This window comes from Promicromonospora sp. NPDC023805 (genome assembly GCF_040639635.1).
Taxonomy (GTDB): domain Bacteria; phylum Actinomycetota; class Actinomycetes; order Actinomycetales; family Cellulomonadaceae; genus Promicromonospora.
Genome location: NZ_JBFAAH010000003.1, coordinates 246,675 through 259,375 on the forward strand (window position 1 = coordinate 246,675; position 12,701 = coordinate 259,375).

Below are 12,701 nucleotides of genomic sequence, written 5' to 3' on the forward strand. Positions count from 1 at the left end.
CGCTCCGGTCCCCGCGACCGCACCCCCACCACCGTGGAAGGGCCGCAGTCGCAGTGGCTCTCTCCGCAGCGCTTGCCGTGCCCGCGACGGCGGCCTTCGCCGCGCCCGCGGCCACCGCCGACGGCCCGGACTCCGGGCACGTCGTCATCAGCGAGGCCTACCTCGTCGGTGGCAGCACCGGCCAGCCGTACCGGAACAAGTTCGTGGAGCTGTACAACCCGACCGACGAGCCAGTCAGCGTCGACGGCTGGTCGGTCCAGTACAAGTCAGCGACGGGCGCGACGTTCTCCGGCGTCACCGCGTTGAGCGGCACCATCGCCGCCGGCGGCCACTACCTCGTGCAGGGCGCGTCGAACGCGGCGAACGGCGAGCCGCTCCCCACGCCCGACGCCGTCGGCACCCTCAACCCGAGCGGCACGGCCGGCGTGGTGGCGCTCGCGTCGCAGGCCACCGCCGTCACGCCCGCGAAGGGCGCCGTGCCGGCCGAGGGCGCCGCGGGCGTCGTCGACCTGCTCGGTTACGGCACCGCCGACACGTTCGAGACCGCTCAGGGTCCGGCAGGCCAGGGCACCGGCGTGGCCGGGTCCCTCGAGCGCACCGGCGACGCCGGTGACAACTCGGTGGACTTCGTGTTCTCCACCGAGGTGACCCCCGTCAACGGAGCGGGTTCCGAGCCCGAGCCCAGCCCGACCCCGTCGGTGCCGACCGAGCCCGGCGAGGTCACCCCCATCGCCGAGATCCAGGGCACCGGCGACGCCTCACCGTTCGTGGGCAAGACGGTGACGACCCGTGGCGTCGTCACCGCTGTCTACCCGACCGGCGGGTTCAACGGCCTGTACGTGCAGACCGCCGGCACGGGTGGCGGCCAGGACCCGACGCCCGGTGCGTCGGACGGCATCTTCGTGTTCTCCGCAGCGGCGGCCGCCGACCTCTCGGCAGGCGACCACGTGGAGGTGACCGGCGCGGTCTCCGAGCACAACGGGCTGACCGAGCTCACCCCGCCGTCGGGCGGCTGGGCAGTGCTGAACGAGCCCGCGACGGTCGAGCCGACGGTGACCGCCTGGCCGGCTGCCGCCGCCGACCGCGAGGCCTTCGAGGGCATGCTGCTCGCCCCGCAGGGCTCCTTCACGGTGACGGACAACTACGACACCAACTACTACGGCACGATCGGCCTCGCGGCCGGTGACAGCCCGCTCGTGCAGCCCACGACGGCGGGCCGGCCCGGGTCGGCGGAGTACGACGCGCAGATCGCGGACAACGCGGCCCGCGGCGTGCTCCTCGACGACGGCTCGTCGCTGAACTACAACTCGACCGCCAACAAGTCGAAGCCGCTGCCCTACCTGACCGGCGGTGCGCCGCTGCGCGTGGGCGCCAGGGTCACGTTCACCCGTCCGGTGGTCCTCGACTACCGGTTCGACGCGTGGGGCTTCCAGCCGATGTCGCAGCTGACGCCCGACGTCGCCGACGCCGTGCAGCCCGCGACGTTCGAGGACACGCGCGAGGACGCCCCCGCAGAGGTGGGTGGCGACCTCCAGGTCGCGACGTTCAACGTGCTGAACTACTTCAGCACCACGGGTGACGAGCTCACGGGTTGCACCTACTACACGGACCGTGCGGGTGACCCGGTCACCGTCTCGGGCGGCTGCGACGTTCGCGGCGCGGCCGAGGAGGAGGACCTGCAGCGTCAGCAGACCAAGATCGTCGCGGCGATCAACGCGCTCGGCGCGGACGTCGTCTCGCTGCTCGAGGTCGAGAACTCGCGCTACTTCCTGGACAAGTCCCGGGACCAGGCGGTGTCGGACCTGGTGGACGCGCTCAACGCCGCCGCGGGTGCGGGGACGTGGGCCTACGTGGCCTCGCCCGCCGAGGTGCCGGCCGACGAGGACGTGATCCGCAACGCGTTCATCTACCGCACGGCCTCTGCCGAGCCGGTGGGCGAGTCGCACATCCTGCTGACTGGCGACGCCTTCGACAACGCCCGGCGTCCGCTGGCGCAGGTCTTCCAGCCCGCCGGCGGCGCGACCGACGCAGGCGACGACCTCCTCGTGGTGTCGAACCACTTCAAGTCGAAGGGCTCGGCAGGCCCGTGGCCGGGCGACGCCGACCAGGGCGACGGCCAGGGCGCCTCGAACGAGTCGCGTGTGCGTCAGGCGAACGACCTCGTCGCCTTCGCGGACGCCCGGGCGCAGGCCGCCGGGACGGACAAGGTCCTGCTGGTGGGCGACTTCAACGCCTACGAGCACGAGGACCCGATCCACGTCCTGGCCGAGGCCGGCTACGTCGACCTCGCCGCTGAGACCGGCGAGTACTCCTACAACTTCGGTGGCATGGTCGGCTCGCTCGACCACGAGCTGGCCTCGCCCGCAGCGGCGGAGCTGGTCACCGGCGTCGACATCTGGAACATCAACGCGTACGAGCCGGTGGCGAACGAGTACAGCCGCTACAACTACAACGCGTCGATCCTCTACGACGAGACGCCGTTCCGGTCCTCGGACCACGACCCCGCGATCGTCGGGCTCGACCTGGGCGCCTCCGAGCCCGGTTCGGTCGACCTGGACCTCGTTGCCATCAACGACTTCCACGGCCGCATCGACCAGAACACCGTCAACTTCGCGGGCACGGTGGAGGAGATCCGGGCGCAGAACCCCGAGGGCACGGCCTTCGTCTCGGCCGGCGACAACATCGGCGCCTCGCTGTTCGCGTCCGCGCTGCAGCAGGACCAGCCGACCCTCGACGTGCTGAACGCGCTGGGCCTGAAGACCTCCGCGGTCGGCAACCACGAGTTCGACCAGGGCATGGCGGATCTCACCGGTCGTGTGGTGCCCGCCTCCGACTTCAGCATCCTCGGCGCGAACGTCTTCGACGAGGCGACGGGCGAGCCCGCGCTGCCGGAGTACGACGTCGTGGCGGTGAACGGTGTCGACGTCGGCTTCGTCGGTGTCGTCACGCAGGAGACTCCGACGCTGGTAACGCCCACGGGTATCGAGGGCCTCGAGTTCGGCGACCCGGTCGAGGCGCTCAACCGCGTCACGGACGACCTGCTCGACGGCGACGCCGCGAACGGCGAGGCCGACGTGGTGGTGGCCCTCGCGCACGACGGCGCCAGCGCGGGCACGCCCGACGGTGCCACGCTCGAGGAGGAGATCGCCGCCGGCGGCCCCTTCGCCGACCTGGTGCAGAACACCGACCCGCGCATCGCGGCCATCTTCACCGGCCACACGCACAAGCAGTACGCGTGGGACGCTCCGGTCCCGGGCGCGGCGGGGGAGACCCGCCCGATCATCCAGACCGGCAACTACGGCGAGTTCCTGGGCCATGTCTCCCTCACGGTGGACACGGCGACGTTCGACGTCACCGGCTACACCGCCGAGAACGTCGCACGCACCAGCACCCCGGCGGCCGACCTCATCGCCGACTACCCGGCGGTCGCCGAGGTGGACTCGATCGTCGACGCCGCGCTGGCCGAGGCTCAGGAGATCGGCGCGCAGCCGATCGGCGAGGTGACCGCCGACGTGACGACGGCGTTCGCGGGCGGCTCCTACACGGACGGCGTCTACACCGGCGGCAACCGTGACGACCGTTCGTCGGAGTCGGCGCTCGGCAACCTGGTGGCGAACTCGCTGCGCGAGTCGCTCGCCGCCGAGGAGCGGGGCGGCGCCGACATCGGCGTGGTGAACCCGGGCGGCCTGCGCAACGAGCTCTACCGCGGCGAGGACGGCGTGATCACGTACGCCGAGGCCAACGCGGTGCTGCCTTTCGTCAACAACCTGTGGACGATCACGCTCACCGGCGCACAGCTCGACGCGCTGCTGGAGCAGCAGTGGCAGACGGACGCCAACGGCAACCGCCCCTCGCGCCCGTTCCTGGCGCTGGGGCTGTCGGACAACGTCTCGTACACGGCTCGGACGGCCGACCCGAACGCGACACCGGGCGACAACGTCTCGTCGATCACCATCAACGGTGCGCCGGTGGACCCGGCCGCCGAGTACCGCGTGGCGACCTTCTCGTTCCTGGTCTCCGGGGGCGACAACTTCCGGGCCTTCACCGAGGGTACGGACGGCCGGGACTCGGGCCTGGTCGACCGTGAGGCGTGGATCTCGTACCTGAAGAGCTCCTCGCCGATCACGCCGAGCTTTGCCCGCACCCGCACGGTCACCGCGACCCTGCCGGGCACGGTCAAGGCTGGTGCCTCGACCGGCGTCAGCCTGTCCGGCCTGGACCTGACCTCGCTCGGTTCCCCGCAGAACACCGCCGTCGAGACCTTCCTGGTCCCGTCGGGCGGCACAGCGGCCGACGGCGTCTCGCTCGGTACCAGCACGGTCACCGGCGGCGCGACGTCGGCGACGGTCACCGTCCCGGCAGGCACGGCACCCGGGGCGTACCAGCTCCTGGTGCATGCATCGCCGTCCGGCACCACCGCGCGACTGCCGCTGACCGTCGAGGCAGCGGAGCCCGAGGTGCCCGCCGCTCCCGCGTGGCGGCCGTTCAAGCTCTACTGGTGGGGCGACCTGGTGACCTACAAGGGCTCGGTCTACGAGGCGACCCGCCCGACGATCCTCCAGATCCCTGGCGTCGGAAAGCGCAGCCCCTGGCAGCTGGTCGACTGACCCACTCCCTCCGCCGAGGTAGACAGCCGGTCGGCTGTCTACCTCGGCACTCCGGGCGGCGCGTACCCTGGTTTCGTGAGTGAAACACAGGCACCGAGCGACTCCGCCGACGACGTGGAGGTGCGCGACGTCATCGATCCGGGCAGCGTGCGCCGGGCTCCGCGGTACAAGGCGTTCTTCTGGACCGGCGCGCTGATCGGGATAGTTCTCGGGCTGGGCCTGTCCATCTATCTGGTGAACTCTCCCTCCGGCACCGGAATGATGAAGCCCGGCGTGTACGTCACGGTGCTGACCGGCTTCGTCACGATGGTGACCACGCTGCTGGCCGGCCTGTTCGCCGTGATCGCGGACCGCCGGAGCCTGCGCGGTCGCTGAATCGGCGGTCGCTGATCCGAAGGGCGCTGACGCGGAGGTCACAGGTCGGCCTGACGACTTCGATCCGACCGCATGGGATACTCGGGGCATGCCTCTGCGCGGAGATGGCCGACTCAACCACGACCTCATGCCCGGCGAGAAGGGCCCCCAGGACGCATGCGGCGTCTTCGGGGTCTGGGCACCCGGCGAGGAGGTCGCCAAGCTCGCGTACTTCGGTCTGTACGCCTTGCAGCACCGCGGACAGGAGTCCGCGGGCATCGCCACCAGCAACGGTGAGCAGATCCTCGTCTACAAGGACATGGGACTCGTCTCCCAGGTCTTCGACGAGACAGCCCTGAACGCCCTGACCGGCCACATCGCCGTCGGGCACTGCCGTTACTCCACCACTGGTGGCGTGACCTGGGAGAACGCCCAGCCCACGCTCGGCGCGACGGCGTCCGGCACGGTGGCCCTCGGCCACAACGGCAACCTGACCAACTCGGCGGACCTCGTCAACCTCGTGGCCGAGCGCTACGGCGCGCAGCGCCGCGGCGAGCTCGCCCGCGGCAACACTACCGACACCGCGCTCATCACCGCCCTGTTCGCAGGCGACGCGGACCGCACCCTTGAGGCCACGGCGCTGGAGGTGCTCCCGCGTCTGCGCGGCGCCTTCTCCCTCGTCTTCATGGACGAGAACACCCTGTACGCGGCACGCGACCCGCAGGGTGTACGCCCGCTCGTCCTCGGTCGTCTCGACCGTGGCTGGGTGGTCGCCAGCGAGACCCCTGCCCTGGACATCGTGGGTGCGTCCTACGTGCGCGACGTCGAGCCGGGCGAGCTGATCTGCATCGACGCCGACGGCATGCGCTCCGTGCGCTTCGCTGAGGTCGAGCGGGCCGCCTGCGTCTTCGAGTACGTCTACCTGGCTCGTCCCGACAACACCATCAACGGCCGCTCGGTGCACGCCGCGCGCGTCGAGATGGGCCGCCAGCTGGCCCGTGAGCACCCCGTGGACGCCGACCTCGTCATCCCGACGCCGGAGTCCGGCACGCCGGCCGCCGTCGGCTACGCGGCGGAGTCCGGCATCCCGTTCGGGCAGGGCCTCACGAAGAACGCGTACGTGGGCCGCACGTTCATCCAGCCGTCCGACACGCTGCGGCAGCTCGGCATCCGCCTGAAGCTCAACCCGCTGCGCGAGGTCATCAAGGGCAAGCGCCTCGTGGTCGTGGACGACTCGATCGTGCGCGGCAACACCCAGCGGGCACTGATCCGGATGCTGCGCGAGGCGGGCGCCGCCGAGGTGCACGTGCGCATCTCGTCGCCGCCGGTGAAGTGGCCCTGCTTCTACGGCATCGACTTCGCGTCGCGTGCGGAACTGATCGCGAACGGCCTGGGGGTCGACGAGATCGGGCAGTCCCTCGGCGCCGACAGCCTCGGCTACATCACTACCGAGGGCATGATCGCCGCGACCGAGCAGCCCAGCTCGCAGCTCTGCGCCGCGTGCTTCACCGGCAAGTACCCGATCGAGCTGCCGCCGGACGACCAGCTCGGCAAGCACCTGCTCGAGCAGGCGGAGCTGCCGCTCGGCCCGCCCGAGGACGGGCTCAAGCAGCTCGCCGTGAGCAGGGGCGGCTCGACCGCGCTCGAACACCCGTGACCACGCCGCTTCACCAGCAACACCGCTTCACCCGCCCCGACCACCCTCATGGAGCACCAGTGACATCCGAAGGCCTGACCTACGCCGCCGCCGGCGTCGACACCGAGGCGGGCGACAAGGCCGTCGAGCTCATGAAGGACGCCGTGCGCCGCACGCAGGGTCCGGCCGTGCTCGGCGGCGTGGGCGGCTTCGCCGGCCTCTACGACCTGTCGGCGTTCAAGGGCTACCGTGCACCTCTGCTGGCGACGTCCACCGACGGCGTCGGCACCAAGGTCGCTATCGCACAGGCGATGGACAAGCACGACACCATCGGGTTCGACCTGGTGGGCATGGTCGTGGACGACATCGTCGTGATCGGCGCCAAGCCCCTGTTCATGACCGACTACATCGCGACGGGCAAGGTGGTGCCGGAGCGGATCGCGGACATCGTCCGCGGCATCGCGCAGGCCTGCGAGGTGGCCGACACCGCGCTGGTCGGTGGCGAGACCGCCGAGCACCCCGGCCTCCTGAAGCCGGACGAGTACGACGTCGCGGGGGCCGCCACAGGCATCGTGGAGGCCGACAAGGTCCTCGGCCCGGACCGGGTCCAGCCCGGTGACGTGCTGATCGGCATGGCGTCCAGCGGTCTGCACTCCAACGGGTACTCCCTCGTACGCGCGGTGATCAAGCACGCGGGCTGGTCGCTCGACCGGCACGTGGACGACCTGGGCCGGACACTGGGCGAAGAGCTTCTGGAGCCGACGCGCGTCTATGCGACCGACTGTCTGGCCCTTGCCGCGGACGAGGCGGCACAGGTCCACGCGTTCACGCACGTGACCGGCGGCGGCCTCGCCGCGAACCTGGCGCGCGTGCTGCCCGCAGGGCTGGTCGCCACGGTCGACCGTGCGTCCTGGGACGTGCCGGTGGTGTTCCGCATGGTGCGCGATCTGGGTGGTGTGCCGAACCGCGACCTGGAGAACACCCTCAACCTGGGCGTGGGCATGGTGGCGGTAGTGGGCGCTGACGGCGCCGCCGCGGCCCTCTCCCGCCTGTCCACGCTGGGCGTGCCCGCGTGGACGCTCGGGAGCGTCGAGACCCTGGATGCCTCTGCGGCACAGGAAGATCTGGTCGCAGGGACAAAGGGTGTTTCCGGCGGCGCTGTCAGGCTCGTGAACGACTACCGCTGATGATGCGGAGCCGAGACCTGATCTAAGGCTGAGCGCGGTGCCGGCGCTAAGGCGCCGGCACCTTTAACGCGCGTTGCCGTCCTGCTCTACCCAGTCGGAGTACCTATTGTCGTACTCCTCGTCCTCCGGGGCGTCCCACCGCGACTGTGTCGCAGTCGCAACATCCGTGCGGGAGCCTCCGCTGAGCTCCTGCTCGAGGGCGTGATAATTGGTGTCCGGGCTGTAGTACTTCAGCTCGCGAGCAACCTTGGTCTGCTTAGCCTTCTGACGGCCGCGGCCCATGGCTCCGACCCCCCTCAACGTAGGAGCGGGGCGGCACCGTGCATGGACGTGCGGCCCCGTAGCGTTTCGTCTGTCCAGGTTCCAACGTTACATGCTGGTACGACGTTTCTTCCAGTCCGTGGACGTGATTCGTCCGATCGCCTGATGTGACATTGGGATCACCCCGTCCCGGACGCCCAGCTCGGACCCGGCATCCGCCTTGACTGATACGTTCCCGATACCAGACTGACACATTGCCATGGCCGCTCGTTGGTCAGTACCGGCGCCACCTGCCGGCGGATTCCCGCTCGCGAGACCGGGGCGTCTTTCCCTGACGCTTTACCGACTCCTGGCTGACGGGCGGTTGTCGGCCGGTCCTACCCTCGCGACCGGCCGTACGCGGCGACGAGGTGCGGTCGGATAGTGGCATTGGCGTGTCGCACGTGTCCGAGACACGCCCGAAACGGGCGCGCGTGGCGAGGCCTGGAGAAAGTGAGGAAATAAACCGCTCCCCCAAGTCGCCTAAATCCCGTTTGCTGCTAACAATGGTGCAAGAGAGGGTGTCGTCAACCGCCTGGTACGGCCAGGCCGACACCGTTCCGGAGGAGGTGCGGGGATGTCCATCCACGGAGAATCCGAGGTCCTGCTCACGCCCGCCGAGGTAGCGAGCTTGTTCCGTGTTGACCCCAAGACAGTAACGCGTTGGGCAAAAGCGGGAAAGCTCTCGTCGATCCGGACACTTGGCGGTCACCGCCGCTACAAGGAGTCCGAGGTACGAGCGCTGCTCGGTGCGGCAGCGGACAGCTCGGGCGACTCTGACAACTAGTCAGGCGTCGTTGACGGATTGGTCGGCAAGCAGAACGAAGGCGCGCCGGGTGCTGCCCCCCAGCTCAGCCCCGCGCGCGCCTGAGTACAGCGGTCACGGCAACTGCCGTACCGAGGACTACCACTAGCGTGGCTCCTATCAGGAGCTTGGCGTTGCGGGCCCGGCGCGGATCTTGCGCCGGGCCATTCTTGTTGCCGAACGCGCCCGTGGCCATCGCGCCGGCGTCGCTGGCGGCCTGCTTGGCCTCGCGCGCGATACGAGAGGCCTGATAGCTGGGGCTCAGGCGGGTGGTCAGCTCGTCGATGGCCGCAGCGAGCTCCGCACGGGTGCGGAGAACCTCGGCCTCGAGCTCATGGCTGCTGGGCGGCGGTGTTGTCGGAGTGCTCATCGGTGCATCCCCTCCTTGATCGACGCGATATCGTCCTTCACACGCTGGACGCTCTCCGGCGGGGTGGTGCCCTTCTTCAGGAGCTGCACGCCCACCAGTGCCAGGACGGCCGTGACGAGCAGCATGAAGCCGCCTATGGCGAGCGCGGACAGCCAGAGCGGCCACACGGTCCCCAGGCCGTGCACGGCGGCCAGGAGCAGCACACCCACGGCGTAGACCAGGATCAGTAGCGCGAAGACCAGTAGTCCGATACCGATGCCGGACTTCTTCGCCTTCTCGGCCAGCTCCGCCTTGGCGAGCGCGATCTCCGCACGTACGAGCCGGGACGCCTGGTCGGAGATCTGCTCGACGAGCTTCCCCAGCGATGCGGGCCGCTCGGGTTCCGGCGTACCTGTCGGGGCGCCGCCTGCTGCCCCTGTCTGGCTGTCGATCTTCACGTTCTCGATCATCTGCCCTCCCGTGCCGCCGTTTTCGGACTGCGCCGCTGAAGACAACTCAACAGGTCATGTGCGCATGGGGCAATTCCTGGCGCGGCGTGGCTCCGAGGAAAAGCGATGAAGGGAACTGCGCGCGAATGGGCGTTCACTGAAAGGAATTGCCTTGGAACTGCCTGAAGACGATCACCGCTTCACCGCGCCGGAAAGCGACCACGAACCTCGCCATGCCCTACCCTCGCCGGATGAGGACACGAACATCGTTGGCGTTGATCGTTGGCGGTTCGACGCTCGCGGTGATCGGAGCGGCGGTGTCGTTCATCTACTTGCTGCAGCCCTGGCGCACCTGCCCTGACGACGATGCGCCTGCTGGCTGCCCGATGCTCCCGGACGATGCGGTGATCCTGACGATGGCCATGATCGTGGCCGTGCTGGCGACGGCGATGGCAGTCGCAGGGGCCGCGATCCGGAAGCGCCACTCCGGCTGAGCCCGCCCGCCGGGCCGACCACCGCGCGCGGTGAACCGCCGGATCTCGAGTCGGGAGTGCGCGGACTGGTCGAGACAAATGAAGAACCCCCGGACCTCAACGGTTCCGGGGGTTTTCGCGGTGGCTCCGACCGGCGTCGATCCGGTGACCTTTCGATTTTCAGTCGAACGCTCTACCAACTGAGCTACAGAGCCCTAGCGCGAACGCCCGGATAGTCGAGACAACCGACAACCCGGGCGTACCTCGCGCGACCCTGACGGGACTTGAACCCGCGACCTCCGCCGTGACAGGGCGGCGCGCTAACCAGCTGCGCTACAGGGCCTTGGATGCTTACCCGCATCCGGGGGGCTCTTTCCGAACCGTGAGAACCTTAACCCATCCGGGGTCCGAACCTGAAATCAGATTCGGACTCCGGCCGGATGACCTGCCTCACAAGGTTCGAACTTGGCTCTGACGAGCCCCTTCGTACCCCCAACGGGATTCGAACCCGTGCTACCGCCGTGAAAGGGCGGGGTCCTAGGCCGCTAGACGATGGGGGCTGGGACCTGGCAAGTCTACAGTCGGTCGGCGGTCCCGCTGCACCGTCCACCAAATGGTCTCGGACGGGCTCCGGTCAGGGATGATGGGTGCGTGGTGGAGATGACGCGAGAGGACTTCGAGGCAGCGGTCAGCGAGGGGTTGGACCTCGTTCCGCCGGATCTCGCGGCGCAGATGGACAACGTGGTGGTGCTCGTCGAGGACGACGCGCCCGCCGACGAGCCGGACCTGCTGGGGCTCTACGAGGGAGTGCCGCTCACGGAGCGGGACCACATGTGGGCCGCCGGCGCGCTCCCCGACCGCATCACCATCTTCCGCAACCCGACGCTCGCGTTCTGCGCGACGCGTGAGGACGTCGTCGAGGAGGTGGCGGTGACGGTGGTCCACGAGATCGCCCACCACTTCGGGATCGACGACGAACGGCTCCACGAGCTCGGCTGGGCATGACGAAGCCGGCCCCGAGAGCCGGCTCCGACAGGAGCTGAGCTTCGCGGGGCCGGCTTCGTGGCACGGGCCGGTACGCACCGGTTGGTGCGCACCGGTCAGTACGAGGTGCCGTACTCCCAGTGCCAGGCTTCCGGCTTGCTGCCGCCAGCCTGGGCCCAGGCGGGGTGCGTCCAGCCGTACTTCCCGGCGTTGGCGACCATCCAGGCGTGTTCCGTGGTGCCGAACGACTCGATGCCGCCGGACAGGTCGACCGCCTGCCCCCAACCGTGGTTCGAGGTGCCGGGCACTGCCGCGAGGGCGCCCTTCGACGCCGCGACCGACAGCTGCTCCGCGTAGGAGCGGTACCCGTCGGTCACGTCCAGGTTCCGGCCGAACGCCGCACGGAAGGCGCTGTTCAGGTTCTCGAGCTCTGCTGCGGCGTCGCACCGCAGCAGCTGGTCCGGGGCCCAGCCCAGGCCGCAGAGCACGCTCGACGGGATCTGCCCGTTGCCGTAGCTCTGCGCGGCCTCGGCCATCTCCTTGGCCTCGGCGACCCTGGCGGCGGCTGCCGCCCGGGCCCTGGCGGCCTCGCGTTCGGCGGCGCGGGCCGCGCGGGCCTCGCGCCGCTCCTCGGCGGCCTTCTTCGCGGCGGCGATCTCCTCCGGCGTCGGGCCCGCCTTGACGGACACGACCGCGTCGCCGTCGGCCTTCGTGATGAGCCGCTGGAGCGAAGCCGTCACCTTCTCGATGCGGGTGGCCGACGGCGTCGCCGTGGCGGCGCCGGTCCCGGCGTCCGCCTGCTGAGCCCCCGCGGTCAGGTCGACCGAGGCCGCGAGCGGGGTGTCGAGGACGGGGCGCCCGGTGGTCCCCCGCACGCTGAGCGGTGCGACCCCTGTGACGGTGCCGGCCAGGTTGGTCGGCTCGGTGGCAGCCGCGCTCGGGGAGGCGTCCGCGGTCGGCTCACCGGTGGTGGGGACGTCCGCCGCACGCTCGGCGAGCGGGGCACGGCCGCCGTCCCGGGAGGCCGCAGGCGCCTGCCGCGCACCGGCGAAGCCGGTACCCGAGCCGACGCCGGCCTGCTCCAGCATGGACCGCAGGTTCCGAGCGGCCGCCCGGAGCTGCTTGCGCTCCTTGCGGTCGAGGTCGCCCTCGCGGGTCACGTAGTCGGCGTCGGTCAGGACGGCGGTCGCCTTCTCGGAGGCTGACCGCATCGCCGGGTCGGTGACCAGCGCGCTGCCGACGACGACACGGCCGGCCTGTGCGGCACCCTGGGCTGCCGCGCTACCCGCGGAGCCGACGGCGTCGCCGTCGTTCCCGGTGAGGCTGACCGCCGCTGTGGTGGTCAGGGCGACCGAGGTGAGTGCGGCGGCTATCGCGAAGGACGAGCGGCGCACCATGGGGTGGCCCGAGGGCAGCACGGCTGCCGCATGTGCTCCGCGGGTGCCCGGGCGTCGCGTACGACGGGGCACGAGTGCGTGGTCGCCGCGCGTCAAGGACGGTCCTGACGCTCGGGGACAGGGACAAGGCGCGCCGTGCGGGGCGCGACGGGGTTCGGCG

At 70.2% G+C, this 12,701-nt stretch carries 11 protein-coding genes and 3 tRNA genes; 7 read left to right on the forward strand and 7 right to left on the reverse strand.

From position 1 onward, the window contains the following. The first annotated feature begins 53 nt into the window (after positions 1-53). The 4 genes from AB0F70_RS05915 (at position 54) to purM (ending at position 7,784) form a co-directional block, all read left to right on the forward strand. Complete coding sequence (locus AB0F70_RS05915; protein WP_357444595.1) at positions 54-4,607, forward strand: ExeM/NucH family extracellular endonuclease; 4,554 nt, start codon at positions 54-56, stop codon at positions 4,605-4,607. A gap of 75 nt (positions 4,608-4,682) precedes the next feature. Further along, positions 4,683-4,982 carry a hypothetical protein gene (locus AB0F70_RS05920; protein ID WP_357444598.1) on the forward strand — a complete coding sequence of 100 codons (300 nt, stop codon included), beginning with the start codon at positions 4,683-4,685 and terminating at the stop codon, positions 4,980-4,982. Between the two features lie 88 nt (positions 4,983-5,070). Then, positions 5,071-6,618, forward strand: a complete 1,548-nt coding sequence (gene purF / locus AB0F70_RS05925) for an amidophosphoribosyltransferase (RefSeq protein ID WP_357444601.1) — start codon at positions 5,071-5,073, stop codon at positions 6,616-6,618. A gap of 59 nt (positions 6,619-6,677) precedes the next feature. Then, complete coding sequence (gene purM, locus AB0F70_RS05930) at positions 6,678-7,784, forward strand: phosphoribosylformylglycinamidine cyclo-ligase (protein ID WP_357444604.1); 1,107 nt, start codon at positions 6,678-6,680, stop codon at positions 7,782-7,784. A 63-nt stretch (positions 7,785-7,847) separates the two neighbouring features. Here purM and AB0F70_RS05935 read toward each other — a convergent pair whose 3' ends face one another. After that, positions 7,848-8,066 (reverse strand): DUF3073 domain-containing protein, encoded by a 219-nt coding sequence (locus AB0F70_RS05935; protein ID WP_357444607.1) that lies wholly within the window; start codon positions 8,064-8,066, stop codon positions 7,848-7,850. 595 nt (positions 8,067-8,661) lie between these two features. On the opposite strand from AB0F70_RS05935, the gene AB0F70_RS05940 reads away from it, so the two are divergent. Then, positions 8,662-8,871 carry a BldC family transcriptional regulator gene (locus AB0F70_RS05940; RefSeq protein WP_108495333.1) on the forward strand — a complete coding sequence of 70 codons (210 nt, stop codon included), beginning with the start codon at positions 8,662-8,664 and terminating at the stop codon, positions 8,869-8,871. Positions 8,872-8,935: 64 nt separating this feature from the next. On the opposite strand, the gene AB0F70_RS05945 is transcribed toward AB0F70_RS05940, so the two are convergent. Both AB0F70_RS05945 and AB0F70_RS05950 read right to left on the reverse strand, forming a co-directional pair. Further along, the gene (locus AB0F70_RS05945; RefSeq protein WP_357444612.1) at positions 8,936-9,259 is read right to left on the reverse strand and encodes a DUF3618 domain-containing protein; all 324 of its coding nucleotides are present in this window, start codon (positions 9,257-9,259) and stop codon (positions 8,936-8,938) included. Beyond that, the gene (locus AB0F70_RS05950; RefSeq protein ID WP_357444615.1) at positions 9,256-9,708 is read right to left on the reverse strand and encodes a phage holin family protein; all 453 of its coding nucleotides are present in this window, start codon (positions 9,706-9,708) and stop codon (positions 9,256-9,258) included. The genes AB0F70_RS05945 and AB0F70_RS05950 overlap by 4 nt, the downstream gene beginning before the upstream one ends. A 230-nt stretch (positions 9,709-9,938) precedes the next feature. Between AB0F70_RS05950 and AB0F70_RS05955 the strand changes: the two genes are divergently transcribed. Beyond that, positions 9,939-10,181: a hypothetical protein gene (locus AB0F70_RS05955; RefSeq protein ID WP_357444618.1), complete on the forward strand. Its 243-nt coding sequence runs from the start codon at positions 9,939-9,941 to the stop codon at positions 10,179-10,181. A gap of 121 nt (positions 10,182-10,302) precedes the next feature. Here AB0F70_RS05955 and AB0F70_RS05960 read toward each other — a convergent pair. The 3 genes from AB0F70_RS05960 to AB0F70_RS05970 form a co-directional block, all read right to left on the reverse strand. Continuing rightward, positions 10,303-10,375: transfer RNA gene (locus AB0F70_RS05960), tRNA-Phe, on the reverse strand. A 54-nt stretch (positions 10,376-10,429) separates the two neighbouring features. Continuing rightward, positions 10,430-10,503, reverse strand: a tRNA-Asp gene (locus tag AB0F70_RS05965). 144 nt (positions 10,504-10,647) lie between these two features. Beyond that, positions 10,648-10,720, reverse strand: a tRNA-Glu gene (locus AB0F70_RS05970). Between the two features lie 100 nt (positions 10,721-10,820). Between AB0F70_RS05970 and AB0F70_RS05975 the strand changes: the two genes are divergently transcribed. Further along, positions 10,821-11,165, forward strand: coding sequence for a metallopeptidase family protein (locus AB0F70_RS05975; RefSeq protein ID WP_357444746.1), 345 nt, complete (start codon positions 10,821-10,823; stop codon positions 11,163-11,165). Between the two features lie 95 nt (positions 11,166-11,260). On the opposite strand, the gene AB0F70_RS05980 is transcribed toward AB0F70_RS05975, so the two are convergent. Beyond that, positions 11,261-12,637, reverse strand: coding sequence for a M15 family metallopeptidase (locus AB0F70_RS05980; RefSeq protein WP_357444621.1), 1,377 nt, complete (start codon positions 12,635-12,637; stop codon positions 11,261-11,263). Between the last annotated feature and the right edge of the window lie 64 nt (positions 12,638-12,701).

Coding starts and splice junctions, on each gene's coding strand:
- purF (WP_357444601.1), top strand. CDS start 5,071: ATGCCTCTGCGCGGAGATGGCCGACTCAACCACGACCTCATGCCCGGC.
- AB0F70_RS05935 (WP_357444607.1), bottom strand. CDS start 8,066: ATGGGCCGCGGCCGTCAGAAGGCTAAGCAGACCAAGGTTGCTCGCGAG.
- AB0F70_RS05940 (WP_108495333.1), top strand. CDS start 8,662: ATGTCCATCCACGGAGAATCCGAGGTCCTGCTCACGCCCGCCGAGGTA.
- AB0F70_RS05945 (WP_357444612.1), bottom strand. CDS start 9,259: ATGAGCACTCCGACAACACCGCCGCCCAGCAGCCATGAGCTCGAGGCC.
- AB0F70_RS05950 (WP_357444615.1), bottom strand. CDS start 9,708: ATGATCGAGAACGTGAAGATCGACAGCCAGACAGGGGCAGCAGGCGGC.
- AB0F70_RS05955 (WP_357444618.1), top strand. CDS start 9,939: ATGAGGACACGAACATCGTTGGCGTTGATCGTTGGCGGTTCGACGCTC.
- AB0F70_RS05975 (WP_357444746.1), top strand. CDS start 10,821: ATGACGCGAGAGGACTTCGAGGCAGCGGTCAGCGAGGGGTTGGACCTC.